At 64.0% G+C, this 21,681-nt stretch carries 10 protein-coding genes; 7 read left to right on the plus strand and 3 right to left on the minus strand.

Translation table 11 applies throughout. From position 1 onward, the window contains the following. Positions 1–6: 6 nt before the first annotated feature. From BSF38_RS05725 to BSF38_RS05735, 3 genes are read right to left on the minus strand one after another with little or no spacing between them, the layout of a single operon-like run. Positions 7–1,290, minus strand: a complete 1,284-nt coding sequence (locus tag BSF38_RS05725) for an ABC transporter permease (protein ID WP_076343852.1) — start codon at positions 1,288–1,290, stop codon at positions 7–9. A 1-nt stretch (position 1,291) separates the two neighbouring features. After that, positions 1,292–2,923 carry an efflux RND transporter periplasmic adaptor subunit gene (locus BSF38_RS05730; RefSeq protein ID WP_237170757.1) on the minus strand — a complete coding sequence of 544 codons (1,632 nt, stop codon included), beginning with the start codon at positions 2,921–2,923 and terminating at the stop codon, positions 1,292–1,294. Then, complete coding sequence (locus BSF38_RS05735; RefSeq protein WP_076343853.1) at positions 2,841–5,459, minus strand: TolC family protein; 2,619 nt, start codon at positions 5,457–5,459, stop codon at positions 2,841–2,843. The genes BSF38_RS05730 and BSF38_RS05735 overlap by 83 nt, the downstream gene beginning before the upstream one ends. A gap of 697 nt (positions 5,460–6,156) precedes the next feature. Between BSF38_RS05735 and BSF38_RS05740 the strand changes: the two genes are divergently transcribed. From BSF38_RS05740 to BSF38_RS31630, 7 genes are all read left to right on the plus strand, one after another. After that, positions 6,157–8,907, plus strand: coding sequence for a hypothetical protein (locus BSF38_RS05740; protein ID WP_145951987.1), 2,751 nt, complete (start codon positions 6,157–6,159; stop codon positions 8,905–8,907). Positions 8,908–8,976: 69 nt separating this feature from the next. Then, a complete protein-coding gene (locus BSF38_RS05745; protein ID WP_076343855.1) occupies positions 8,977–11,040 on the plus strand; it encodes a GMC family oxidoreductase in 2,064 nt (687 codons plus the stop codon). A 163-nt stretch (positions 11,041–11,203) separates the two neighbouring features. Then, on the plus strand, positions 11,204–13,078 hold the full coding sequence (locus BSF38_RS31625) for an esterase/lipase family protein (RefSeq protein ID WP_076343856.1): 1,875 nt from the start codon (positions 11,204–11,206) through the stop codon (positions 13,076–13,078). A 165-nt stretch (positions 13,079–13,243) separates the two neighbouring features. Next, positions 13,244–14,902 carry a DUF4331 family protein gene (locus BSF38_RS05755; RefSeq protein ID WP_210405681.1) on the plus strand — a complete coding sequence of 553 codons (1,659 nt, stop codon included), beginning with the start codon at positions 13,244–13,246 and terminating at the stop codon, positions 14,900–14,902. A 26-nt stretch (positions 14,903–14,928) separates the two neighbouring features. Beyond that, complete coding sequence (locus tag BSF38_RS05760) at positions 14,929–16,134, plus strand: tetratricopeptide repeat protein (protein ID WP_076343857.1); 1,206 nt, start codon at positions 14,929–14,931, stop codon at positions 16,132–16,134. Beyond that, the gene (locus BSF38_RS05765) at positions 16,121–17,290 is read left to right on the plus strand and encodes a HupE/UreJ family protein (RefSeq protein WP_083712720.1); all 1,170 of its coding nucleotides are present in this window, start codon (positions 16,121–16,123) and stop codon (positions 17,288–17,290) included. Before BSF38_RS05760 ends, BSF38_RS05765 begins: the two co-directional genes overlap by 14 nt. A gap of 107 nt (positions 17,291–17,397) precedes the next feature. Next, on the plus strand, positions 17,398–21,678 hold the full coding sequence (locus BSF38_RS31630; protein WP_210405682.1) for a patatin-like phospholipase family protein: 4,281 nt from the start codon (positions 17,398–17,400) through the stop codon (positions 21,676–21,678). Positions 21,679–21,681 lie beyond the last annotated feature (3 nt).

A 21,681-nucleotide genomic window follows, 5' to 3' on the forward strand; every position in this document is an offset into this window, starting at 1 on the left:
CGAGCCTCATTCGGATCGCAGGGCTTCGACGGGGTCGAGCATGGCGGCGCGGCGGGCGGGGTAGACGCCGAACACGACGCCGGTGCCGACGGCGATCAAGAACGCGACGACCGGCGACCAGAAGTTGACCACGACGGGGATGCCCGAGAACCGGGCGACGAGCGGGGGGACCGCGAGGCCCAGGGCCACGCCGATCAGGCCGCCGGAACCGGACATGACGGTGGTTTCGATGAGGAACTGCTGGATGATGTCGCGGCGCTTCGCGCCCAGGGCGCGGCGGATGCCGATCTCGCGGGTCCGCTCGGAGACAGTCGCCAGCATGATGTTCATGATGCCGATGCCGCCGACCAGGAGCGAGATGCTGGCGATCGAGCCGAGCACCAGGTTGAAGATCCGCTTGGTGGCCTCGGCCTTTTCGAGCAGTTCGAGCGGGACGGTGATCGCGAAGTCCTTCTTGGGGTGGAACTGGTTGAGCATGCTCTCGATCGCTTCGGCGGTTCGCTTGACCTCCTCCATCGACTCCACGGCGACGGTGACCTGGCTGATCTCGATCTTCTCGGCGGTGTAGGAGCCTTGCTTGACCGTGGAGAGGATCTCGCCGAACCGGGCGCGGTCGGTGGTGCGGGGGATGTAGACGTCCTTGTTGAAGTCCTGTGCGGCGAGGCTCGATCCGGTGCCGGCCGAGGGGGCGCGGTTCTTGGTCACGCCGATGATCCGGTAGAAGTGGTTCTCGCCGATCCGGATCGACTTGTCGAGCGGGTCGCCGTAGGGGAACAGCAGGGTCGCGACGTCGTCGCCGATCACGACCACGTTGGCCAGGTAGAAGAGGTCGGCGTCGGTGATGAACCGGCCCTGAGCCAGGTGTTGATTCGTGAGCTTGATGTACTCGGGACTGACGCCCACGACCCGGCCTTCGATCTCGTGGTCGAGGTGGCGGAGGTTCTGGCGGAACTCGCGGATCGGCGTCGCGCCGACGACCGTGGGGATGGTCTCGATGATCCGGTCGAAGTCCTTGTAGGTCAGCCCGTACTGGAAGATGAAGCTGTCGTTGTTGTTCTGCTTCGACGGATTCTTGTCGTCGGCGGGCTTCTTGCTCTGGACGATGACGTTGGTGGCGCCCAGGTCGGCGATCTGTCGCTGAGCCTCGGCGCTCGCCCCCTCGGCGATCGCCAGCATGGCGATGACCGAGGAGACGCCGAAGATCAGCCCCAGGATCGTCAGCAGGACGCGCAGCTTGTGCAGCGTCAGGTTGCGCAGGGCCAGGGCGATGGTGTTGGTGAGACGATGCACGTCAGGGACTCTTCGGCTGGGGGGTGGTCGATGGGGGGTCGGCGGGCTTCTCGCCATCGCCTTCCTTCGCGTCTTCGTTCTTGAACTCGGCGGCCGCGCGGGCGTGGGCGTCGAGGGCGACGGTATCACCTTCCTGAAGCCCCTCAAGCACTTCCACAAGCTTCTCGTTGTTCTCCCCGATCTTGACCTTGCGCCGGTGGAATCCACCGGGGTCTTCGACGAAGGCGAAGAAGTCTCCCTTGTGCTCGGCGATGGCCTGGACCGGGACGACGAGGATGTTGCTCAGCTCGCCGACGCGAATCCGCGCCTCGGCGGTCATGCCGGGCTTCAACTCGTGGGTGAAGATGTCGTCGATGGTGACGATGGTCGTGTACTGCTTGATGCCTCCGCTCCGCCACGAGTCGCTCGAGTCGGCGAGCTGGGAGACCGACTTAACGGTACCCACGAAGACGACGCTGGGGAAGGCATCGACGCGGACCTCGGCCTTCTGGCCCTTCTTGATCTTCTTGATCAAGGATTCATGGATCTGGACCTTCACCTGCATCCGGGTCATGTCGGGGAGGCTGAAGATCTTCTGCCGCGAGTAGACGGTCGCGCCTTCGCGGACCTGGCTGCTGGGGTCCCAGTAGCGTTCGTTGCTGTAGGCGACGATGCCTTCCTGCTGGGCCTTGATGACGGTCTTTTCCTTCTGGGCGAGATAGGCGTCGAGCTGCTGTTTCTCGATCCCGGCGGTGGACTTGGCCGCCTCGTACTCGCTGGCCGCCTTCGAGACCTGGGCCTTGGCGGTCGCCGCCTGCTGCTCGACCTTCTTCTGCGCCTGATCGGCCTTCGAGCTGAACTCGGTCGACTTGCGTTTGTACTCGTAATCGGTCTTCACGCTGAGGAATAGCTCGGAGCTGGTGTAGTCCAGTTTCTTGGCCTCGAGCGTCGATTCCTGAATGCGGACGTCGTCCTTTGTCTTGAATCCCTTACGCATCAGTGCGTTGTACTGGGCGAGCTTGGCCTCCTCCGCCTTCACGTCTTTCTTCAACTTCTCCATCTCGCCCTTCGACTTGGTGATCTCGGCGGGATAGTCGCCTTTCTGGTATTTTTCGAGGTCGAGCCGGGCGAGGGTGAGTTCGACCTCGGCGGCGATGACGTCGCTTTCGCCCTTGTTGCGCTGAATCTCCATCTCCTGCTGCGTGGTCTCGATTCGCGCCGTGGCCTGTTTGTGCTTGATCTCTTGCTGGGAGATGTTCTTCTGGATCTCGGAGCCGTCGAATTTGACGACGACGTCCCCTTTCTTGACCTTCGTCCCCTCAGGAATCAGGTAGCTGATCTTGTTCTGCCCGCCGTCCAACTCGCAGATGCCGTCGACCGTGACGCAGCTTTCGACGTTGCCGCGCTCGGAGACGGTGATGCTCAGGGTCGCCCGCTTGGCGTGCGCGACCAGGGGTCGGTCGGCTTTGCTGGAGACGCTCCAGGCTGGCAGGACGCCGAAGTAACCGACCCCGCCGACCAGCCCCGCGCCCCCCAGCATCACCAGCAGCCGCGTCGGAATTCGGAACCTCTTACCGGGGCGTCGGCGCGAAGGGGCTTGGAGTTTGGGGAGGTCCAGCGGGCGCGCCGGGGCCGGCTCCGACTCCTGGAACACCGGGGGCGCCTCCTGGCGGCGGGGCGACGTCGTTGGCGAGTTCGGAATCGGTGAGTGGTCCTTCGTTGCCTTGAGACTCGGCTTCGTCGGGGACGATGAGGCCGCGATCGCTGGACTTGACGTCGGAGAACAGGGCGTCCTCTCGGGACTTGGTTCCAGAGAGGTCGAAAGGTCCGGCGGGGATGGCGAGGCTGGCGGCTGGTGCGTCGGCGGCGATTCGGAGTGCTGTGGCGAGGAGCTGGGGGTCGTTCTCATTGGTCCATATCCCGTTGGCGTCGATATCCATGAGATCGAAGTCTCGGTACAGGTTGAGGCGCGACGTCTCGTAGCTGACCCAGGTGCCGATGAGGGTGTTCCGGGCGCCGAGCAACGATTGGAGCGCGTTGAGCAAGTTAAGGGTGACGGGGCGCCCTTCCGAGGGGTATTGCAGGGCGTATTCGGCCTCTTCGACCTGGCGCGCCGACGTGATGAGCTGCTCGCGGCCGATGTCGAACTGCTTGCGGCTCACCAGAAGCTGACGCATGTCGAAGCGGATCTGCTGGACGATGGAGTCGCGGAGCTGCATGTAGGCGCGACGGGAACGCTGGAAGGTGATTTGCGAGGCGCGATAGGCGTTGCGTTCGGCCCGGCGGTTGATCGGGGCGTCGAAGGTCAGGCCCATGCGATGGATGCTGTTCGAGGCGTCGAATCGGTAGAGCGTCGAGTGATTGGGGGCCGCGGCCAGGTTGCCGGAATACTGGAAGTTCAAGAAGCCCCGCAGCGAGTTGGCCTCGACCTCGATGTCACGCCACGCGTCGGTCACTTGCGCCAGCGCGTTTTTCAGGTCCAGGCGGTTGCTGAGCGCGATCAGGATCGCCTGTTCGACGCTCAGGTCCACCGGCTGAAGCTCGATCAGGAACACCCGCATCTGGTTCTGAGAGACGAAGATCTCGGACAGCCGGGCGCGGAACTCCTTGTTGACCAGCTCGTCGCGGAGACGCTTTGCCGCGTCTTCAGGCTTGAGGTCGGCCAGCCCCGCGATCAGGCTCTCCAATTTGTCCTGATCGTCGTGGAGCGAGAGCTGGGCCTCGTCGAGCACCTTTTTGACCTGGCCCGCCAGAGTCGATTTGCGCTCGAAGATCGCCTCGGCTTCGTGGCCGTCGGGGCCTTTGAAACCTTGCTTGCGCTCGGCCTCGAGCTTGGCCCGCCAGCCGGCCAGGTCGTCGAAGGTCTGCGTGAGGATGGTGGACAGCTCGGTGAAAGACGTCCGTAGACTCGCGGCCGACGCGGCGATTTGCGCCCGCGGGATCTCGGTGTCCGGAGTGTCGTCTTCGCCGTACAGGCTCAGGTAGAGCTTGTCGTTGCCGGCGCGGAGCGCGTCGAGCTTCTCGTCGTTGAGTTGAAAGGGCTGAAGCACCGAGTCGTCGAGTCGCACCTTCAACTCCGGCGGCAGGCCGAGCTGGATCTTGTAGAGGTCGAGCTGCGTCTGCAATCCGGCTTCCGCCTGGAGCAGGACCAACTGCGATTGCTGATACTGCTGCGCTAGCTGGTCGCGTTCGAGAATCGTCTTGAGATCCGCCTTGACCTCGGCCTCGTACTGCTGAAGGTTCCGCTCAAGCGACTTGAGGTTCTGCTCCTGGTTGCGAATGTTCTGGAGCTGGGTCAACAGGCCGAGGTAGCCGTTGGACGCGATCAGGCCGACGTAGAACTCGCGGCGGTAGTGCGCGAAGCCGCGCAGGGCGTACAGCACGCCGCGCTCCTGGAGCGACAGCGCCTGGGTAACGATCCGCGCCCAGGCCCCCCGCAGCAGCGGCTGCGTGAAGTTGATCGCCAGGTTCGGCGACGCCATCTGGAAGCCCTTGCCCGAATACTCGAACACCAGCGTGTTGGCCAGGTCGACCAGAAGTTGCGCCCCGGTCATGAACTCCTTGTTGAAGCCGTCGGCGGAGGCCAGTTGGAGCTGGTTGCTGTTGTTCCGGAAGTTTCCGAGATGCTGGAAGAACACACCGTTCTGGCTGAAACCCTGGACCATGAACTGGAACTGAGCGAGCGTCAGGTTGAGGGCCGCGAGGTACAGGTCTTCATAATTGAACTGGTACTCGCGGCTGTTGACGATCGCCAGATTCATGATCGATTCGCGGCTGAGCTTGACCCGGTCGTCGTCCTCGGTGGGGAGCTTCTTCTGCCAGTCGAGGTACTCGATCGGCGCGACTCCGCGCTTCTTCCAGCCGTGGTACTCGAACGGAAACGCCGACGAGACCTGGAACAGCCGGGCGGCGGGGTCGTCGCCGGGGATCGGCGGGCGATTCGGGTTGCTCGGGTCGGCCATCCGCGACTTCGGGTCGGCCTCGACCTTCCGTTCGGGGACCCGCCACCGCCAGTCGAGGACCCGTTTGCTCAAGATCCGGTAAACGTCCTGGTCGGCGTAGTCCCGGTAATACGACCGGGTGCAACCGCCGCCCGCGAGCACGACCAAGCAGAGCGCCCCGATCCGCGCCAAACGACGCAGCCGGGCCGTCGGCTTCTCCGCGTCTCGTTGTCGACGTCCTTCGCCCATGCGGAATCTACCTCAACGATAAGGCGTTCGTCCTCGTCGTGGACATCGTCATCCACTCAATTCTGGCAGACATGTGGGGGGGATACTAGCGAAAAACGACAGTTGTACAAGACGATCTTTCCACCCCACATCGCGACGCCTCCCGACGCATTCCGTAGGTGTTCACAGTCGCAGTCGCAAAGGTTTATCAGAAAATGACTTGGGCGAAATGACCCGACCCTCGAACAGGCCCTCCGGCGCAGGACGCGGGGGATGAGAAATCGTTCATGAAAGGGCCGCCGCGATCCATTCCGGTCGCCGCGTCATCATCGCGCCGCGCCGTCATGGCCGCACGATGCGAGGAACAGTCCGTCAGGCGAGATGACCAGAGCGTTGATCTCGGCCTTGCGCCTTCCGAACTCCGACGCAGCATCCATCAGCCGTTATTTCTAAGTTTTTGCTTGACAGTGTCCGTTTGAGGTACGAAAACTATTGTATCGTTTCCTTCGAGCCGTTCGAGAGGGGACACAGAGGCTTTAGGTAGCGACTAACTCGTCTGCCACTGACTGTTCGCCTCGCGCGCCGGCTCGTGACCGATTCACCGATGTCGACTGGGACCAATGTGCCTTCGGACGCGGTCGGATCCTCCCATCGACATGTGCGCCTTGACGGCCTCTCGGGCGGATACTTCCATCTCTTCCGAACGGAGAATTGTTGAATGAGACGCATCATTCTCGCTCTCGCCGTTTGCGTTCCGCTCGGTCTGGGATGGATTTCCTCTGTTCCGTTGCCCATGCGTGAGGCGGGGGCCGAACCCCCGTCGGCGTCGCAAGATCCAGCAAGATCACAGGTTGAGAAGAAGTCGGCGGCGTACGGCGGCGCGGAGGACGGCCCCGGATACGACCGATCGAGCCGCCCCGACAGCTTCCGGTACTACGGGCCCAACGGCCTCTGGGCCAAGTGGAACGACGCGCAGAAGCTCGGCCGGAACACCTGGTTGTTCTACACGGCGGGGGACCAAAAGTTTTACCGCATCCTGGCGGAATTCGCGGGCGAGAGCGGCGTCTCGATCGACTTCTACAGGTTGCTCGACTCGAACCGCCGCCCTGTTCGGTTCCGTGAAGTCGGGCTCGTCAACGAGCCTAATTTCGTCCAGGCGAATGAAGGGGAGACGGATGAATACGGGTTCCACGTCGACAAATGGAAGGGCGATCCCGAGGGTTGCTACGACGAGGCCACGGGCGCTCCGCTCGGACCCAAGGGAGAGCCCCTGGACGACCCCGCCGGAAAGAAGGGCTCTTACCCGTGGAACCCGAAATGGTACGGCGAGCCGACCGGGATCATGGGGCTCCGCAAGTTCCCCAACCCAGCCTTTAATGACGACCTCAAGAAAGCCTGGCTGGCGGACCCGATCAAGAGCGTCCGAGCGTATTTCAAGAACCCGGGCAAGGTCCAGCCTCCGCACATATTTGGGATCACCTGCGGGTTCTGCCACGTCGCGTTCGACCCCCTGAACCCGCCGAAGGACCCGGCGAACCCTCGGTGGGAGAACCTGGCGGCGAACATGGGGAACCAGTACCTCCGCGAGGGCGACCTGTTTTTCGGCGCCGGTCGGATCGTCGGCGGCGACGCGAACCCCGGATCGAAATATCAGAACGGGGACGGCGACCCGTACGACACCAAGGGGCTTGGCGAGGCGAGCCTGATCTACCAGTACGGCCACACGCAGCAGCCGGGGACGTCGGAAACCTCGCGGTTCTCCTACGACTTCATCAACAACCCCAACACCATCAACCAGATCATCAACATCGGTCACCGCAGAGACTTCAAGGAGACCGCGCCCGACGGCAGCCTGGTCACGGTGAAGCATATACTCAAGGACGGCTCCGACTCGGTCGGCCTCACGACGGCCTTGCTCCGCGTGTTCGTGAACATCGGAGAGGAGGGGGATTACTGGGCCGACCACCTCTGGAACCCCGCGACGGGGACGCCGCAGTCGCCGTTCCAGCTCAAGGAGGTCCAAGGCTTCGTGAATCAGGCCCGCTGGAGCGAGCTGAGGAAGCGATATCCCCAGTTCGGCGACGCCTGGGCCGAATCCAAGACGCGGGTCAACGCGTTGGTCAGCTATCTTGCCTCGTACGGGCCCTACTCGCTCGACGGGGTGAAAGACAAGGATGGACGGCCTTACCTCAGCCAGGACGCGAAGCAGTTGGCGCGCGGGGCCGAACTGTTCGTCCAGAATTGCATGAAGTGCCATTCGAGCGACCAGCCGAAGGACGCGTATCCGGAGTCCCTCAACCCCGACGTGATCTCGTACTATCGCAACAGCCTCGCCGCGAAGGACGTCCGGCTGACGAACACGTTCACGGACGACGTCCGGTATCCGTTCAACTACGAGGGGCTCGGAATCAACGCGGCCCGCGCGATGGCGACCAACGCGATCGACGGCGACATCTGGGCCGAGCTTTCGTCGAAAGACTACAAGGCCCTTCCGCCGTTGATGACGATGAAGTTCGCCAACCCGCTGAACCTGCTCGACCCTGGGCGGTTCGGGGGCGCTCCGATCGTCACCGAGTTCGTCGCGCCAGGTGGGGGCCGGGGGTACTACCGCTCGGCGGCCCTGAACAGTATGTGGGCCACCGCGCCGTTCCTCCACAACAACTCCATCGGCGTCGACCCGGTCAGTAAGGACGCGACGACGGGAGAAGAGTACCTCGATGCGAAGTACGTCAGCATCGAGGGCCGTCTCGAACTGTTCGAGAAGGCCATGGACCACCTCCTGAACCCCGACAATCGCCCTTTGAAGATCAAGGTCACCTCCGCCGACAGCGGCCTGATCGGCGAGTTGCCCGGAGTCCGGCCTCGGGTCGACGCGATCATCCGCGATCTGGGCAAGCAGCAGCTTCACGAACTCATCCAGAAGGCCGTCGGCGAAGCCGTCGACGACGTCGAGCTGCCCGACGCCTTCAAACCCTTGCGGCCCTCGATCAAGAAGGGGCTGCTGGATCTGCTCGTCGTGTTCGATCCGGTCTTCAAGGATCTGTACACCAAGGAAAACTTCAACAAGGTCAAGCAGCACATCACCGACTCGGTCCACGAGCAAATCGACAAGGTGATCAGGGAGAAGATCGCCGGCCGGCCGAAGCTGGAGGAGCTTGTCGCCGCCATCAAGCCCAAGTTCGACGCCGAGCTTGAGAAGAAGCTGAAGGAGTTGGACGAGCTGATTCCGCACGACCTGATCATCCCCAAGGGGACGCCGCTCAACTTGCTCCTGAACCTGAACGCCGCCCGGGCGCCTCACGCCTTGAAGTTCTACCTCAAGAACAAGGGGAACGAACGACTCGTGGTCGAGGAGCTGCTGAAGCTCAGCGACTGCCCGGACCTCGTCGAGAACAGGGGCCACACCTACGGGTCGGAACTGAAGCCGTCGGAGAAGCGCGACCTGATCGAATTTCTCAAGACCCTATGACGACATCGGGGCTCGGCCGCCCGGACGCGGGGCGGCTGGCGTACGAACGACAACGAGGAGGGTTGATCCATGGCTCAGGAACAGCAGCCCCAGTTCGATTACGTCGTTGTCGGCTCCGGCGGCGGCGGAGGACCGGTCGCCGCCAATCTCGCCAGCGCGGGGTTCAAGGTGCTCTTGATCGAGGCCGGCGACGAACACGAAAACCTGAGCTATCAGGTTCCCGCGTTCCACGGCCAGGCGACGGAGGACCCGGAGATGCGCTGGGACTTTTTCGTCCAGCACTACTCCGCCCCGGAGCGGAACACCGACGGCTACGACTCGAAGTACGTCACCGAAAAGAAGGGGGTCCTGTACCCCCGCGCCGGCACGCTCGGGGGCTGCACGGGGCACCACGCCCTGATTACGCTCTATCCGCACAACAGCGACTGGGAGGAGATATCCCGGATCGCCAAGACGTACGACCCTACGGATGAATCGTGGGCCCCGGACCGGATGCGGCGGATCTTCGAGCGGATCGAGCGATGCGGCTATCTCGGGGAGCAAGGCCCCAAAGACGTGGAGGCACGCCACGGGTTTAGCGGCTGGCTCACGACCGAGGTGCTCACCGACCTGATCGACCCCGAGGCGCTTCTGGATTCGCCCGATCTCCAGTTGCTTCAGACCGTGATCGGCGCCGTGCACGCGACGATCTGGGACGTCGACTTCAACCCCCACGATCCCAAGTCCCTCGGCAGGCTGCTCGACCGGCTCGAGAGCACGCTCGAACGGGCTCCCAACCTGAAACAGCTCTTCAAGCTCCAGCCCCTCGTGGACAAGAAGGCCGAGCTCGAGGCCCACGTCAAGGGCTCGCTGAATCAGTTCCTCGACCCGAACGATTACCGGGTGACGCTCGAACATCGAGAAGGGGTGTTCCTCATCCCGATCTCGGTCAGCCCCGACGAGAGAAAGCGGGTCGGAACGCGGGAACGGATCAAACAGGTGAAGGCGCGGTTTCCCGAGAACCTGACGATCTGGTGCAACTCGTTCGTCACCCGGATCGTTTTCGAGGGGAACAAGGCGGTGGGCGTCGAGTACGTCAACAGCCAGAAGTATTATGACGCCGCGCGAGAAGACCGGTCCGCCCCGCCCCGCAACGAAGAGCGCAAGGTGGAGCGGGTGAAGCGCGAGGTGGTCGTCGCGGGGGGCTCGTTCAACACGCCTCAGCTCCTCATGCTCTCGGGGATCGGCCCGAAAGAACAGGTCGAGAAATACAAGATCAAGTCCGTGATCGACCTGCCGGCCGTGGGCGGCTTCCTCCAGGATCGCTACGAGCTAGGGTTCATCTCGGAGGCCCCGAAGAACTATACGATCCTCAGCGACTACCTGTTCCGGGAGCCGAAACCCGGCGAAAAGGACGCCGCGCTGGACCAATGGAAAGCGACGCACAACGGGCTCTACGCGACCAACGGCGCGGTTTTGTGCGTGATCCGGAAGTCGTCCCACCGCGCGGACGAGAATCCCGACCTATTCATCTTCGGACTCCCGGCCGCATTCAAGGGATATTTCCCAGGGTACGCCGACACGCTCGAACAGAGGCGGAACCGATTCACCTGGGCGATCCTCAAAGGCCACACGCGAAACAAGGGTGGGTACGTCCGTCTCAAGTCGTCCGACCCGTTCGAGCGGCCGGAAATCAACTTCAAATACTTCGACGAGGGGACCGACGAAGGGGGAGACGACCTCGCGGCCATGGTCGAGGGGGTCGATTTCGTTCGGCGATTCACGTCCCACCTCGGCCTTCACGCCCTACCGCTCGTCGCCCAGAAGAAGAAGCATCCGCCGGATATGAACGACGGTTATCAGATCAGCGAATGGGTCAAGCAAGAAGCGTGGGGACACCACGCCTGCGGCACCTGCCGGATCGGGCCCAAGGACAAGCCGGACGAGGCCGCGCTCGACGCCGACTTCAAGGTCCGAGGCGCGGAAGGCCTGCGCGTGGTCGACGCGTCGGTCTTCCCAAGCATCCCGGGGTTTTTCATCGTAACTCCGATCTACATGATCGCCGAAAAGGCTAGCGAGTCGATCCTCAAGGACGCCGGCTGGAAACCCAGGGACGGCGGCCAGAACGGCCTGAATCTGCCGGAGATCGGCTGACCTTTCCTTGTCCGTCGCGAGTAACCCGGCGGCTCGTGCACTCAGCCTGGTCGCGTGGCTCGCCGGAGTGCTCATCATCGTCGCGTTGTTTCGAATCGCCGACATGATCCGTGATTACGTCAACTCTGACTGGAGAAGGTGGATGCCGCGCAAGGATCGACTTTTGGAACGATGTTGTCTCATTCTGCTGGCCTGGGCGCTGGCGGAGGGGTCGGTCCGCGCCCAGGGGCCAGCCCCCGAGAGCGCGGTCGCCGCGCCGCCGATCTTGTTCGTCCCGGGGACGTCAGGCTCGTTCCTGACGTTCAGCAACGGCTCGGTTTACTGGCTGGACAGCGACGCGCTGCTGCAACAGACGGTGAGCCAGGGCATGTTGAGCCCTTCGGGAGACGACACCGGCGTTCAAGTTTTGCAGCCTGGAGAGGTGCTCGACTCGGTGCGGGTCGTGCTCCCCGCTTCCGTGAAGTCGGAACTGGAACGTATCGGCCTCATGCCCACGGACAAGCCGCTGCACCACCTACCCGTCTACGCACCGTTTCTGGATTGGGCCCGAAAAACGTTCGGGCCGTCGGCCGTGTACCTCGCCCCATACGACTGGAGGAAAGGGGCGGGGCACGCGAGTTCTCAACGGATCGACTCGGTCGTCGACGAGGCGTTGGCGAAGACCGGCGCGAAAAAAGTCGTCCTGCTCGCCCACTCACTCGGCGGCCTGGTCTGCCGCGACTACATCGCCGGCGCCGGGAAAGGGAAGGTCGACGCCTTGATCTCGGTCGGCACGCCCTGGCTCGGAGCGCCCAAGTCCGCCCGGGGGCTGGAGTGGGGCTATAACTTCGGCGTTGGATTTACGACGAAGCCAACCCCCTTCCTGCCGAAACTTTACTGGTACGTGATCGACCCAGCCAACCCGGGCAAGCCGATCCGCCAAGAGCCGCCGTTCCGGCTCACGTTCCTCCCCAACGAGGCGACCGCCGGGCTCGCCCGCAACTTCCCTTGCGTCTACCAGCAGCTTCCCACGGCCGACTTGCAACGTCTCTACGGCAAGCCGTTCCTGTTCGGGTTGTCGCCCGAGGCTTCGCTGTCACATCTCCGCGACAAGAATCCGGCCCTCTACGACGAGTCGCAGACCTGGCGCAAGGATCACCTCAAGGACGACAACTTCGGAGTCGCCCACTACGCCATCGCCGGCCTGTGCGATTCCAAGGGCGATCCCGGCGACTTCCAGGACATGCAGATGGCCCTGCCCGGCAACGACCATCTGACTACCGTCGACAGTGGCGGACTCCGCGACGTGTTGAACCGGCGCGTCATCAAGGAGCGTCGCCGCGTCTTCACAGAGATCCAATCTCGGCGCATCCCCGTGTTCCTTGACGAGTTCATCGCCATGGACACCGATGTCGACTGGGGAGACGGCACCTCGCCGTTGTTGAGCGCCACCGCCAGCGCGCAGCGCCGGGCCAACGAGCCGCTCGACCCGTCGGCCGCGGAGAAATACCTCGGGACGGGGGTGAAGGTCGCCGTGCTGGCATTGGAGCCTCCCTATTCGCACGGCACGTTGCTCAACGACCCCGCCATCCGCCAGGAGGTGCTTCGCACTTACAGCGAGCGCCGGGCGGCCTCCGGGCTCGGCGTCGATCCCCGCGCCGAGGACGTCGCCGTCATGACCCTCGAACTGACGACCAAGGCGGGCGACGTCACCAACGGCACCGTCGAGTCCGTGTCGGTGCAAATCGCGGGGGCCGACTTCGAGACGAACAACCATTTCTTTCAGAACGGCGCGTTCTGGTCGGACCCGCTCAGCAGCGGCGCCACCGCGAAATACTTCTACCACGGCCCCATGCGCCGCGATCCCGCGACCGGTGTCATGCGGGCGCTCCGACGCTCCGACCTTCCCGGGACCGTCCTCCGGCTGACCAAGGCCGGGTTCAGCAAGTGGACCGGCGCGGGGGTCCGACTGCTCATCGACGGCCGGCCGGTCGTCGAGAGAAAGGAAGAGTTCGTGCTCTCAGCTTTCAACCGGTCGCTGGAGATTCCGATTCCGTGACGATCCACCGGAGGCTGAAGGCATCCAGAAGCAGGTTGTGATGGTTCGGGGCGAAACGCAACGCGTTCTTTCTCGGGGATTGCTTCGCTTCTGTCGTCAGTCGTCGTCCCTGCCCGGTTCAGACGCCGGACAGCCTCTGAGTCAAGCCCTCAAGGAAACGATCCAATGACCAGACGCCACCTTACGGCCTGCCGCCCCCTGATCCTGATCTGCTCGCTCGCGATGCTCGGCGGGCTGTCGCCCACGGGTGATTCCTGGGCCGCCGACCACAACGACCCCAACGCCATCAACTCGATCTTCGCAGACATTCCCCCCAGCGCCGCCGACCTCTACGACATGTTCGGGTTCCCGAGCGAGGACAAGACCGGCGGGGAGAAAGTCGTGCTGGCCCTGACGTTCGCGTCGGTGCCGAAGACCGGCGTGTTCGACTCCGACCTGCTCTACAAGATCCGGATCTACGCCACGCCGAGGGTCGACAACCCGTTCGCCGCGGAGCCGAGCCTCGGCGCCTTGCTGGAATACGCCGACGAGGTCGCGAAGAAGTATCTCACGCTCCAGTCTTCGGAGATCCGCGTTCGCGTCGGCGCCGACGGCCGGGCCAAGGTCAGCCTCATCAACTTTCCGGGCGGGAGCTTCACCAATTTCGTCGACACGAACCAGGTCGTGACGATCGACACGCCGGACGGGCACAAGATCAAGGCCTACATCGGCGGGCGCGACGACGCCTTCTTCAACGATCTCCCTGGTTTTTTCCGGTCGATCAACTACGCCCCCCAGTTCTACAACGTCCCCCTGGCGATGGACGGCGCCCGGGAGCTGAAGATCCCGAAGACGCTGATCGAGCTTGAAGGGAACACGTTGTTCAACTTCGACCCCAGCCGGCCGAAGCACGGGCAAGGGGTCAAGCTCGACCTTCCGAAAGGCCCGCTGTCGTGGACGGGGAACGCATACAAGAAGGATGATAAGGGAAACTTCAGGTTCGTCTACAGCGGGGTCGACGCGCAGGCGGGGCGGAATATCAACGCGGTGGTAGTCGAGCTGCCGCTGGCTTATATCACCCGGGCCCCGGAGACCGACCGGATCGTCAACGCCTGGGGCGAGAGCTGGGTCAAGAAGGCGTCGCACAAGGCGCCGACCATTCCCGACCGCCGCGCCAACCCGCTCGACCGCGTGGAGAAGCTTCTCGCCGCGCCGGAGTTCGAGGAAGAGATGGCCGCCTACAAGCTCGTCGACACCGACGGTCAGCCGTTCGCCGACGCAGCGCTGAACGAGCGCGAGGACGACCGGCAGCTCGGCGCCAACAACGTGCTGCTCGCCCGCCATTTCGTCACCCGGCTCGCCCACCTCGGTTGGGGCTTCGGTCCGTCGATCCGGGCGCTCGGGCTCCGCTCCGCGTTCGAGGACGACGGCGCGCCCGTCTCGGTCCACCGGACCTACGTCTTCGCCACCCCGGCCTTTCCGCGTGTGGCGAAGCTGATCTGGCAGGAGTTGAATATGCCCGACGACTCCTGGAATACCAGCGGCAAGAAGATACCGCTCCGGCGGCCGTTCGAGATCTTCGTCCCGAACGTCAACGCGATCGACATGGACACCAACGGAAGCTGGCCTTTCGGCCGACGCCTGGAGGATCAGGTTGCCACGCGGTTTCTCTCGCTGTTCCTCGATCATACGGCGTCGGTGAACGGCAAGAGGTATCACATCGAACTCCTCGGCGATCAGTCGCTCTGGGACGGCGTCAAGATCGAGCCCAAGACGCCTCCGAACCCATTGAAGAACGACAAGGAATTCCTCAAGGATTTCCCGTATCTGGCGGAACCTTGGTGACCGGCTCAGGCAAGGAGCCACACTCCATGCGCGTCGTCACGACAGCGTTTCTGCTCCTCGGTTTCGCGGGCCCGGCTCGTGGATTGACGGACTACGACGCCGAGGTCCGCCAGCTCGAGGAGGCCGTCGCGGCGATCCAGCCGGCCAAGGACCTCGACCCCGCGAGCGGCGCGCGGTGGGTCCACCTCCGATACCGCCGCGCCACGCTCACCGGCAGCCTCGCTGAACTGGAGGCCGTCAGGATCGACATCGACGAGATACTTCGCCGCCAGGGCGGCCCCGTCGACCTCTTCCGGTTGCGGGCCCAGCTTATGTTCAAATTCCACCGGCTCAAGGACGTCGAAGCCGACCTGGCGCGGGCCGGCGACCCTCGCGACGTGGCCCTGAGGGCCGACCTCGATTTCCAGTACGGCCGGCTCGACGACGCGCGTCGGGGCTACGAGGACGCCGTTCGTCGAGATCAAACTTGGGACAACCTCGCGCGGCTGGCGTTCTACCGGGCTAAAACCGGCGATCCGGACGGCGCCGACCGGCTCTACGCCGCGGCCGAGGATCAACTGTCCGCGAAGGAGATGCGGTCCTTCGCCTGGCTGGAACTCCAGCGCGGGCTCCTCGACCTCGGCCGGGGACGTCACGAGGAGGCGGCCGCCCACTACGAGCGAGCCGGCCGGGCGTACTCGGGCTACTGGCTCATGGACGAGTACAACGCGGAGCTGCTCGCGGCGACGGGAAAGTTCGACGCCGCCGTCGCGCTTTATGAGAGCGTCCTCAAGAGTACGCCCCGGCCGGAGACCGAGCAGGCCCTCGGCGATCTCTATGCGTACATGGGGCGAGCCGAGCAGGCGAAGCCCTGGCACGACAAGGCTCTCGCCGCCTACCTCGCGTCGGCCCGCCGCGGGGAGGTTCACTATTACCACCACCTCGTCGGCTATTACGCCGACGTCCTCGAAGACGGCCCCGAGGCCGTGAAGTGGGCCCGCAAGGACCTGGAGTTGCGGCCGAACCCCGCCACCCGCGAGGCGCTCGCATGGGCGCTGTACCGTGAAGGTCGGTTCGATGAGGCTCTCGCCCTCGTGATCCAGGCGCTCGCCTCGGGCGTGAGCGACGCCCACCTCACCTACCACGCCGCGATGATCCATCTCGCCGCCGGCCGGGTCGAACAGGGCAAACAACTTCTGGCGCGGACCGCCGCGCTGAACCCGCGTTACAACAGCTTCCATGTCCACCATTGAAACCCGCCGCCATCGACTCCTGGGACATGTCCCGCTCGCGCGAGTCGCGGTCGCGATAGCGGTGCTTGCGCACCTGTTCGCGACGCCCGCCGGAGCGCACCCGGTCTCCCAGGGAAAGCTGGAGATCGCCGTGTCTCCCGACCGGGTGAGCGTGCGCGCCACGGTCTCGAACGAGGAGGTTCTCGTCGCCGCGGCCGCCGTCGAGAGTAGGCATGCGTCGCCCATCGAAATCCGGAATGCCCACGGAGACTACCTCCTCGGCCATCTCCACGTCACGGCCGACGGCGCACCGCTCGCGGGGAAAGTCGTCGCGCGGCCCGCGACGCTGTCGGGGCGGCCGGAGTACGTGATCGAGTTCCGACTCTCCGTCCCGAGGCCCGCACGACTCGTTTTTTGGGAGGACGTGCTTCGTGAGTTCGAGTTCGCGCCAGGGGTTCCGTGGGAGGCGAGCTACGTCGTCCAGGTCCGCCAGGGAGTGCGGCCCCCGCGCGGGGTGTCGCTGTTGACCTTCCGGGAGCCGCTGGAGTTCGCGTGCGACTGGTCGTCCGACCTTCCCGGTCCGGCGGCCGCGCCGTCCCACGAGCGTCATCGAACGGCGCTGACCTTCTTTCGTCACGGAGTCATGCACATCCTCACCGGGTACGATCACCTGCTCTTCGTCGCCGCGCTGTTGCTGGCGGCGAGAAGCCTGTGGGACCTGGTGAAGGTCGTCACGTCGTTCTCGATGGCCCACACGCTCACGCTCGCGATGTCGGCGCTGGACGTGTTCCGACTCCCGGAACAAGTCGTCGAGCCGATGATCGCCGCGAGCATCGTCTTCGTCGCGGTCCAGAACATCGTCCAGCCGGAGCGAAGTCGCGGCGCGAGCCGGCTGCTGGCGGCGTTCCTGTTCGGTCTGTTCCACGGGCTCGGGTTCGCGGGCGGCCTGCTCGAAGCCATGTCCGGCCTGAACCTCTCGGATCTCGCGGGGACGGTCGCCGCCTTCAGCGCCGGCGTCGAGTTCGGGCATCAAGCCGTTGTGCTGCCGGTCTTCGGCTTGCTCTATTTCCTCCGGCGCTCGTCCGCCGGCAAGGCCGGTTGCGACCGACTCGTTGAGCGGGGCGGCTCCGCCGTCATCTCACTTCTGGGAGCGATCTATTTCTCGCTTGCGATTTGATGCACGATATGTGATTGCAGTGATACTAGAATCGGAATTCCCCTCGGCGTCGTGCCGGGCGGCCCGCGACTCTGATAGGAATTCGCCACGTCCGACGGAGGGTGATTGTGAATCGGGACCCATTGTTCGCGGATGTTCTGTCCGAAGAGTTGCACGCCATCGACATGCGCCGGGCGTGTGCGCTGTTCGGGCGGGACGAGGTGCTCGCCGAGGGAGAGACGGAACCCGATTTACAGCTCGTCGAGACCCCCGCGCCATCCGGCGAGACCCCGGAAGAACGGCAGAAGAGAGAAGACCACGACAGTGCGCGGTTCGATAGGGAGATGAGGAAGGCGGCTCTCGACCGCGACCTCGTGGGGCTTGCGTTCTCCGGGGGAGGCATCCGCAGCGCGACGTTCTCGCTCGGCATTCTCCAAGGCCTGGGCAGGATGAAGCTACTGAGGCGGATCGACTACCTCTCGACGGTTTCCGGGGGCGGGTATATCGGGAGCTGGCTGGCCGCCTGGATCCGCCGGGAGGGGACCAGGGCCGAGCCGCCGGACCCGGCCTCGCCGGGGGACGGCGCGACGGTTCCCGATGCGATGGAGAACGTCGAGCTCCAGCTCAACCCCAGCCGGATCGAGCAATCCAATGCCAGGCGGCCGGTTTTCGAGGAGAGATCCATAGTCGACGAAGAGCCGGAGGCCATCCGCCATCTGCGGTCCTACAGCAACTACCTCACGCCCCGCCCCGGCCTCTTCACGACGGACACCTGGACGCTGCTGGGGATCTACATCCGGAACTTCCTGCTCAACCAGTTGATCCTTTTCCCCCTCACCGTGGCCTTCGTCGTCCTCGTCTGGATCGTCGTTCTTTTCTTCGGCCCTCATCGATGGGGGAGCGGGAAGTGGTGCGGGTTTTTCTTTCTCGCCTTGCTGGCGTGGTCATTCACCCTGCTTGGTCTTGAACTCTCCAAGCTCTATCGGGCGCGGACTCAATTTTCCAAGGAGCCGCCCAGGTTGATGCAGTGGTTCGCGAAAGCGTATGGTGCACGCTGGCTGGTGCGGTCGTTGGGGAGCGGCGCGTTTCAGCTCCTCGTCATCTTGCCTCTGTTCATTGCCGCCGTGGTGGCGGTCTGGTTGTTCGGCGTTTACCCCAATGGTGATTTCCACTGGCGGGCCGCGGCCGAACTGGTTAACCAGTTCAAGGAAGAGAAGGTCAGCGTGCCTGGGGGGATCGTCCAGGATTGGACGGTCGATGGGAATTTCTCCGTCACCCAGGCCGCCGTCTTCGCCATCGGTTTCGGCCTGTTGCACTTTGCGGCGCACCTGTTCGGGATGTCCAGCGGGCTGGCCTTGGATTTCGCGCGACTCAAGGGGTTTGAGGAGTGGACGACCCGCTTGAGGCGGGACGTTCTCGTGCTGTTGGCGTCACTTGCGTCAGGCGCCTTCGGTGGGTTCCTCTTTTACTTGTTCATGATCTGGTATCTGATCCCCTTCAGCAACGACGCCGGGGCGCTGGCGACCTTCGGTCCACCTCTCGCGGTTCTGCTCTTCACCGCGGCGGTCTATCTTGAGGTCGGCCTGCTCGGGCGCTTCCTGGCGGAGGACGAGCGGGAATGGTGGGCGACCGTCACCTCGCTCTTGCTGACCAAGGCGGCCGTCTGGCTGGTGGTTCTCGGTACGATCGTCTACGTGCCCTGGCTCGTGTTGCGGCTCAACCAGTGGGCCCAGATCACCCTGACGCCGGCGCTCGTCATGGGATGGGTTGCGACCTCGCTCGGTGCGGCCCTGGCGGGGCGGACAGGCGAGCCGAATCAGACGCAGAAGGGCTCCGGTTGGATCCTCGGCCTCTTCCTCAAGGCCGCGCCGGTCGTCTTTTTGATCGGCCTCCTGTCCGGAGTCTCGTGGATGGTCTGGAGAATTGTGTTCGAGTCTCTGTCGGTCCCGATGAAGCTCTCGTGGTTTACGGAAGCAATCGAGAGGGACTTGGTGACTCTTCCGGCGCTCGTCGCCGCCTTCTTGAGCTGCCTTCTCGTCGCGGCCGCCGCAAACATTCTGATCAACGTCAACCTGTTCTCACTTCACTCGATGTACGCGAACCGCTTGACGCGCTGCTATCTGGGGGCGTCCCGGCGCAAGGAGGAATGGACGACGACCTGGCGAAACGGAGTCTGGAACCCCGGCACGGGAGGGGCTCCGACCGGCAGCGGCGGCAAGTTGCGCAGCGGCCAGTTGCTCACCGGGTTCGACTTCCATGACGATTTACCTCTGCGTGACTTACGGATCGGCTCGCGGCCCGATTCCAATAGTCGGCCCTCCACCGCTGACAACGGCTATTGGGGCCCGTTCCGGCTGATCAACACCGCGATGAACCTGGTGAAGGGCCAGGAACTCGCCGTGCAGGACCGAAAGGCCGAGTCCTTCGTGCTGTCGCCGCTTTATTGCGGGAGCAAGGGGACCGGCTACCGCAAGCTCGGGCAGGACTCCGACGAGATCCTGACTCTGGGCCGGGCCATGGCGATCTCGGGCGCCGCCGCTGATCCGAGCGTCGGGGCCAAGCAGTCCGGGGCGTTGACGGCCCTGTTGACCATCTTCAACGCGCGCCTTGGATGGTGGATCGAGAACCCCAAGACCACGAAGAACTGGACTGCGCGCAGTCCCCGGTTCGCCGGACTGCTCTGGTACGAACTCGCAGGCCTGAGCGACGAGAACGGCTCCTACGTTCATCTTTCCGACGGCGGCCACTTCGAGAACCTCGGCGTCTACGAGCTGATCCGCCGCCGCTGCCGATACATCATCGTCTGCGACGCCGGCCAGGATCGCAAGTCGATCTACGACGACCTGGCCACTCTCACTCGGCTCTGTCGGTCCGACTTCGGCGTGAGGATCACGATCGACACAGGCCCCATCGATCCAGCGAACGAGACCTTGCGCGGGCGTTGGCATTGCGCTATCGGTCAGATCCATTATGAAGACGTCGACCCTGGTGAGGTCCCTGGCCTTCTAATCTACATCAAGGCGTCGCTCACCGGCGACGAGCCCTCGGACGTGCGGAACTACGCGGCGACCCACCCCGACTTCCCACACCAGACGACGGCCGACCAATTTTTCGACGAAGCGCAGTTCGAGAGCTATCGGGCGCTCGGGCACCACATCGCCAGCACGGTGTTCAACCCCGTGGCCTACGACGGGCCGGGCGTGGTTGAGAAGACCCAAGACGAAGGGGATGTCCGGCAGGGGTTCAAACAGAACAACCGAGAGCTGTTTTCGCGGCTCCGCTCTCACTGGTTCCCCGCGCCGCCGGGCATCGAAGCGACTTATGAAGAGACGGCGCAAGCCTTCGGAATACTCCAGGGGGTGATGAGGAGCGACGGAACCTTGCGAGCGTTCAGCCGCGACATGAACCCCGAACTGGGACGCGCTGACGCCGGCGTCCAAGGGGGCGGAGATCACGTCGGGATCGCCCCCTCCGCCGAGGAGGAACGGGCCAACCGGCGCTCGGCCGAGTTGCACATGGTCAATCAGGTGGTTCAGGTCATGGAGAAGGCCTGGAGGGGCGTCCGCCTGGAGGGCTACCCCGAGCACCCCATCAACCGCGGCTGGATGAACGCCCTCCGCCGCGTCTCCCGCTCGAAAACCCTCCAACGCAACTGGCCCATCGTTCGCGGCGGATTCGATCAGGAGTTCGTCCAGTTCCTCGAACGCGAACTGGGTCTCCCCGACGGCTCGCCGACCCCATTCCCACTCTCCAGGAACGCGGCCGGCGTCTACGTGATCGTCATGGATTCGGGCGACAAGATCGTCGGTGGTTCGGTTCGCCTGCTAGGCAAGGAGTTCGCGCGAGAATGGCCGAAGGAGCAAGCTCTCGAGGACCTGATCGGCCAGGCGCAAACCTTGAAGATGGCCGACGAGACCCCCGCGAGCTGGCTGATATTCTCGACCCGCTACGATACCGGCTCGGGCCAACTCAGGCCGACATTCCCGATCGGCCTGGTCATGGTCCGGCCTTGGGAGCCTGAGGATCTCGAACTGATCGTCTGGCTGCGAGGGCCGTACCGCAGCATGGGTATCGGACGCGATTGCCTTGCGGCCAGTTCGAGCGGTCACGGGTTGCTTGATCGTATCATCAACGATCTCGGGCCAAAACCGGGCGAGGCCAAGAAGCGACTCGTCGCCCGCTTCCCCAAAACGAAACCCGGCTGCCGAGCCATCGAGAGGAAGCTCTGGCTGAACTTCCACTACGCTTACGAATTCCGAGCCAAGGGCTCGGTCGACGTCGATTCAGGTTCGGAGCTGTTGATGTACCGCTGGCTCCGCCCGCCCGAGGTGGATTTCGACCAGCCGCCGGCCGCACAATCTGACCAAACCCCCGAGACTGAGCAAGTAATGGCCAGTGAAGAAGCTTGACCT

It is taken from the genome of Paludisphaera borealis, assembly GCF_001956985.1.
In the GTDB taxonomy this organism is placed as follows: Bacteria; Planctomycetota; Planctomycetia; order Isosphaerales; family Isosphaeraceae; genus Paludisphaera; species Paludisphaera borealis.

What these genes read in the sequence shown, in the direction of transcription:
- BSF38_RS05735 (WP_076343853.1), bottom strand. Translation starts at nt 5,459, where the DNA reads ATGGGCGAAGGACGTCGACAACGAGACGCGGAGAAGCCGACGGCCCGG.
- BSF38_RS05765 (WP_083712720.1), top strand. Translation starts at nt 16,121, where the DNA reads ATGTCCACCATTGAAACCCGCCGCCATCGACTCCTGGGACATGTCCCG.
- BSF38_RS05745 (WP_076343855.1), top strand. Translation starts at nt 8,977, where the DNA reads ATGGCTCAGGAACAGCAGCCCCAGTTCGATTACGTCGTTGTCGGCTCC.
- BSF38_RS05760 (WP_076343857.1), top strand. Translation starts at nt 14,929, where the DNA reads ATGCGCGTCGTCACGACAGCGTTTCTGCTCCTCGGTTTCGCGGGCCCG.
- BSF38_RS05740 (WP_145951987.1), top strand. Translation starts at nt 6,157, where the DNA reads ATGAGACGCATCATTCTCGCTCTCGCCGTTTGCGTTCCGCTCGGTCTG.
- BSF38_RS05755 (WP_210405681.1), top strand. Translation starts at nt 13,244, where the DNA reads ATGACCAGACGCCACCTTACGGCCTGCCGCCCCCTGATCCTGATCTGC.